Raw genomic sequence first — 5,312 nt, forward strand, 5'->3', positions numbered from 1 at the left:
TACCTGCTTAGCCATCCCGTGATTTTTTGCGAGACCATCAACTTATGATTATTATCTATAACATACTTCAGATTCTGTTGCTCCTGATTCTTGGCCCCTTTCTGGCTGTGTGGGTAGTCGTCTCGGCCAAATATCGTCATCGTATTCCTAATCGATTGGGGTTTGGACTCGGGGGCATGATCTCTGATCTGCCACTGGGGCCAAGAGTTTGGATTCACGCCTTGTCGGTGGGGGAAATGGCATCGGTCCGACCTTTGCTTGAGGTGTTGCGTCGAGAGATGCCAGAAGTAGTGGTCATTCTCTCTGCCACGACCCGTAGCGGTGAGGAGTATGCTCGAGGGTTGACCGGCCTGGCTGATTGTATAGTTCCCTTTCCTCTTGATTTTTACTGGGTAGTGAAGCGCTTTGTGAGGCTGCTGCGTCCTGATCTTTTTGTTCTGGTGGAAACTGATTTTTGGCCGAATCTGTTGTCGCATTTGAATAGGAAAAAGGTTCGTTGTCTTCTTGCCAACGGCAGAGTTACTCGTCAGTCTATGGCTCGATACCATAGATTTCGCTTCCTGTTTACCCCTGTGTTCTCCTCGTTTTGGCGGATATCCATGCAGATGGCTGATGATGCCATTCGTCTCGTTCAACTTGGTGTGAACCCTGAAAAAATTGTCGTCTGTGGTAATTTGAAATACGATATGGCAGAAATTGTGTCTGATGGAACAAGAGTAATCAGTCTTGCGGATATTACTGGCACAAGAGGGCTAATCCTGGTGGCTGGGAGTACTCATAATGGTGAGGAGGAAATTGTGCTTGATGCTTTTGTCTCCTTGCTTACTAATTATCCCTTCCTGTTTTTGGTGATAGCTCCTCGAGACGTAAAGCGGGCATTGGAGATTGTAGATTTGTGTGTTGATCGAGGCTTGCATTATACCCTGCGGACTGGGCAGAAGGGAAGTTCTGGACAGGTATTGATTCTCGATACCCTAGGGGAGCTTGTATCTGTGTATCGCTTGGCGGATATTGCCTTTGTTGGAGGAAGTCTGGTTGATCAGGGTGGGCATAATCCCCTGGAACCGGCTTTTTACTCTGTGCCGGTGCTCTTTGGGGATTATATGGCTGATTTTGCCGAAATAAGTCGGGATTTGGTCGCTGTTGGCGGCGCATTTACAGTGACCGACGAGACCTTTCGAGACAGGGTTGAAAAGTTGCTCGCCAGTGAGGGTGAGCGAAAGAGAATGGGGAGGTGTGCTGGTGATCTAGTCATGAAGCACCGAGGAGCGGCTCAACGTTTGCTGGGATTGATCAGGGAGGCTTTGTGGTGAGCGACAATCGACTCGTTCGCATGGCGTTCTTTTTTGGGAAGATATTTTCACCTGTCTATAGCCTGGTTATGCGGATTCGAGCCGCGTTCTATGCCAAGGGTATTCTTGCTGTGACTCGATTGACACTACCTGTGGTAAGTGTTGGTAATCTGACTTTGGGGGGAACCGGAAAGACTCCCATGGTGATGTATTTGGCTCGACTTCTTTCCTCTCATGGGCTCCGTCCGGGTGTCGTGAGCCGTGGTTATGGTGGGCAGAACCGGTTGCCAGTTGCTTTGGTGTCTGATGGTAACCGGATTTTCTTGTCATCAGTTGAGGCTGGGGATGAACCTGTGCTTCTGGCCCGTGAATTACCAGGGGTGCCGGTTGTGATTTCTCGACAAAGGGTCAATGGGGGGCAGTATCTTGTTCGACGTGATTGTGTCGATGTCTTGATTTTAGACGATGGGTTTCAGCACCAAGCAGTGAGCAGGGACTTTGATCTGGTTTTGTTTGCCTCAGGTGTTCCAATAAGTTCGGAGTGGGTTTTTCCCGGCGGGATACTTCGTGAGCCGGCAGCGGCGCTTAGGCGTGCTGATTGTTGCGTGGTGACAGGCGCCGCGGGCAGAGATGCGAGCGATGATGTGCTCTTCCGACGTTGGTTGGACCAGCAGTGTCCAGGTGTCCCTGTTTTTTTTGGGGATTATGAGCCTGTCGCCCTTTATGACCAACAACAGCGCCGGGTGCCTCTTGAGGAGTTGGTTGATGTTCCGCTCTTTGCCTTTTGTGGTATTGCTAATCCGCAATCGTTTTGGCGAATTATCGAGAGTCGTTTTTTGGTTAAAGGGCGGAAGCCATTTTCCGACCATTATCCATTCCTTTCCGGTGATATTGAAGACATTGTTCGTTTGGCGTTGGCTGCTGATTGTGCGGCCCTGATTACTACCGAAAAGGATTATGTTAAAATTAAATCGATGAAGTCTGCTTTGCCAATCTGGGTCTTGGCCGTTGGGTTGCGGATGGAGGAGGGTTTTGATCGATTCGTGCTGGAGAAGCTCTGTGTTGTGTGAGTGGGGACCTGTTGCTGTGGCGTATTGTGCCTTTGGATTGCCTTGGGCGGAGATGAAACTGTGTCTTTTTTGCAACAGAGAGAGGATGCTCTGAGCGTGTAGTTGTTTTGTGTTCAGGTGTCTCGGAGGCATTTTTTAAGAAAAAAGTTTAATTACGTGTGAGAAATTTGCTTTATTTGTTTGTTTATGCGTATTTTTTTTTGAAAATATATCTGGCGCCTTTCTGTGTTTTTTCGTGTTTTCTGGAAATTTAATTTGTTTGGTATATATATTGCTTTGTTCTCCTGTTGATTTGGTCCTAATGACGGGATCAGACTTTTTGACTGAAAGTAATTTTTTACGGATTTTGGGAGATGATTCGGCAAGTGCTTGTCTTTGCTGATGATGATAAAAAATCGAATGGAAATATACCAGCATACAGTAAAGAAACCGGTCAGTTTCATCGGCACCGGTCTCCATAGCGGCCAACCAGTTAAGATTACGGTGTCGCCGGCCCGCGCTTATCACGGAATTCGTTTTAAGCGGTACGGTAGCGATGATTCCATGCCGGCATTTGTTGATCGGGTAGTGGATACCAGTCTGGCGACAACTATTGCTGAGCGTGGTATGGTTGTTTCAACTACCGAACATCTCTTGGCAGCTCTGATGGGGTTGGGAATTGATAACGTTCTGGTTGAGCTGGATGGGACTGAAGTGCCAATTATGGATGGGAGCGCAGCGCCCTTTGTTGAAGGTTTACGCCGCGTGAGCCGCACCAAACAAAAGGCCTGCCGGCGGATACTTAAGATCATCAAGCCAATTCGCTGTCAGGAAGGGGATAAGGTTATTTCCATTACTCCCTATGACGGATTCAAGCTTACTTGCCACATCGGTTTTAACCATGCCGTTGTTCAGAGTCAGTCATACTCTGTTGATGTCTCACCAGAAAAGTTTTGCGATGAAATATCTTCTGCCAGAACCTTTGGTTTTATCGAACAGGTAGAGGCATTGCAGGCCACTGGTTACGCATTGGGCGGATCGTTGAAAAATGCGGTGGTCATCGGTCAACAAGGGGTTATCAACGAAGAAGGTCTGCGTTTTGGTGATGAGTTTGCCCGTCACAAGATTCTTGATCTGCTTGGTGATCTGGCTCTGCTTGGGTGTTATCTTCAGGGACATGTCGAAGCCACAAAATCAGGCCATGGGCAGCATCTCGCCTTGATGAAAGCGATTGTTGCCAATCCTGAGTGCTGGCAGTGCGTTGAACCTGATCAGTGCTCCGAGGGTGGTATGCTGGAGACATTAGTGTCCAGCATGAACGTCGGAACCGTCATGTTTCCTTTTCTTCAGGCTAAACCTTGTCCTGTAACAGTGTGTTAGTTGTTGGCGGGGGCATGACTGTGGTGGTGTTGAAAAGTTGTCATGCCCTTGATGGTTGGTATTTAGTATAGTCTGAAACTAAGGTGTTAAAGTTGCTCAATCCCGCCTGCGGGGGAATGATTGATTGTTAATCACCCTCCCTTCTTCTTTTTTCTGAAATTTCATTTCCTGATAAATCGCCACAAAACATAGTCTGTTATGGGAATTTTGTGGTAATCCCTGAGCTGATCTCTGATTTATTTTGTTATCTTCCCCCCTTTGATCGAATACTATTTGACAGCTGTTTTGACCTCACTATACACTGCTTTTATTAAGTAAGCGCATTTCACCTGTTCTTAAAGTCGTTGTCGTCTTGAATCCGTTCGACATTCGAGATGAGATAGGTCTCAAAGACCGATTGGGCAGGGATTGCATAACCTTTGGAGGTGCAGAGCGATGGGTCAAAACGGTGATATGGGTGTGATGCGCGGCGGGTCTTTGGCCGATAACTCGCTCGATCGGGTACGAGCGATATTTGAGCCCGGATCGGTTGCGGTAGTTGGGGCCTCTCAACGGAAGGGGAGCGTCGGGCTTGCTGTATTCAGGAATTTATTAGAAGGTGGATTTTCCGGTGTTATTTATCCCGTTAATATTCGGGCCCACTCGATATGTGGGGTCCGTGCTTATCCAACACTAACCGATATAGATGATCAGGTTGATTTAGCAGTAATTATTGTCCCTGCAGTTCAAGTGATCCAGGTTGCCCGAGAGGCAGGAGAGAAGGGGGTCAAGGGGTTGATCGTTATCACTGCCGGGTTTCGTGAGGTGGGAAAAACTGGTCTGGCCATGGAGGACGAACTGAAAGCGGTTTGTACAGAGTATTCTATGAGCCTGGTTGGTCCAAACTGTCTGGGAGTTATAAATACGGATCACAATTTTAGTTTGAATGCCAGCTTTGCCAGGCGCCCTCCTTTGCCGGGGAATATTGGATTTATCAGTCAGTCTGGCGCGTTATGTACAGCGGTCCTCGATTACGCAGCACGAAAAAATATCGGGTTTTCCAAGTTTATTTCGGTGGGGAATAAAGCAGATATCGATGAATTGGCCCTGCTTCGCTATCTGCACGCCGATCCTGAGACTAATGTCATTATGATGTATGTTGAAGATTTGCGGCACGGCTTTGAGTTTATTGATGTGGTCCGCGAAATCACCGGTGGAGATAATCCAACCCCGATTGTCGCGGTTAAGTCTGGACGTACTGCCGCTGGCGCAGCTGCAGTGAGTTCTCATACCGGATCTCTTGCTGGATCTGAAGCCATTTATGACGCTCTTTTTCAGCAAAGTGGAATTTATCGGGCCCAAACTATCAGTCACCTTTTTGACTATGCCATTGCCTTTGCTACCCAGCCGCTGCCGAAATCCAATCGGGTGGCGATTATTACCAATGCCGGGGGGCCAGGGATCATTGCCACCGATATCACTATGAATGTCGGTTTGACTTTGGCAAAATTTTCGCCGGATACAACTGATGTTCTCAGAAGCGCATTGCCTCCCACGGCCAATATTAATAATCCGGTAGATGTTATCGGAGACGCGGGCGTTGATCGGTACA

The 5,312-nt window shown here is 48.0% G+C and carries 4 protein-coding genes; all 4 read left to right on the forward strand.

Annotation, left to right across the window (positions count from 1 at the left end; all coding sequences use genetic code 11):
* The first annotated feature begins 44 nt into the window (after positions 1-44).
* The gene (locus tag FP815_14300) at positions 45-1,313 is read left to right on the forward strand and encodes a 3-deoxy-D-manno-octulosonic acid transferase (GenBank protein MBA3016098.1); all 1,269 of its coding nucleotides are present in this window, start codon (positions 45-47) and stop codon (positions 1,311-1,313) included.
* Entirely contained in the window at positions 1,310-2,362 is a 1,053-nt protein-coding gene (lpxK, locus tag FP815_14305) for a tetraacyldisaccharide 4'-kinase (GenBank protein ID MBA3016099.1), read from the forward strand. The genes FP815_14300 and lpxK overlap by 4 nt, the downstream gene beginning before the upstream one ends.
* A gap of 381 nt (positions 2,363-2,743) precedes the next feature.
* The gene (locus FP815_14310) at positions 2,744-3,721 is read left to right on the forward strand and encodes a UDP-3-O-acyl-N-acetylglucosamine deacetylase (protein ID MBA3016100.1); all 978 of its coding nucleotides are present in this window, start codon (positions 2,744-2,746) and stop codon (positions 3,719-3,721) included.
* A 462-nt stretch (positions 3,722-4,183) separates the two neighbouring features.
* On the forward strand, positions 4,184-5,312 hold a 1,129-nt coding region (locus tag FP815_14315; protein ID MBA3016101.1), incomplete at its 3' end, for a CoA-binding protein.

The sequence above is a fragment of the Desulfobulbaceae bacterium genome, from assembly GCA_013792005.1.
Lineage (GTDB): Bacteria > Desulfobacterota > Desulfobulbia > Desulfobulbales > VMSU01 > VMSU01.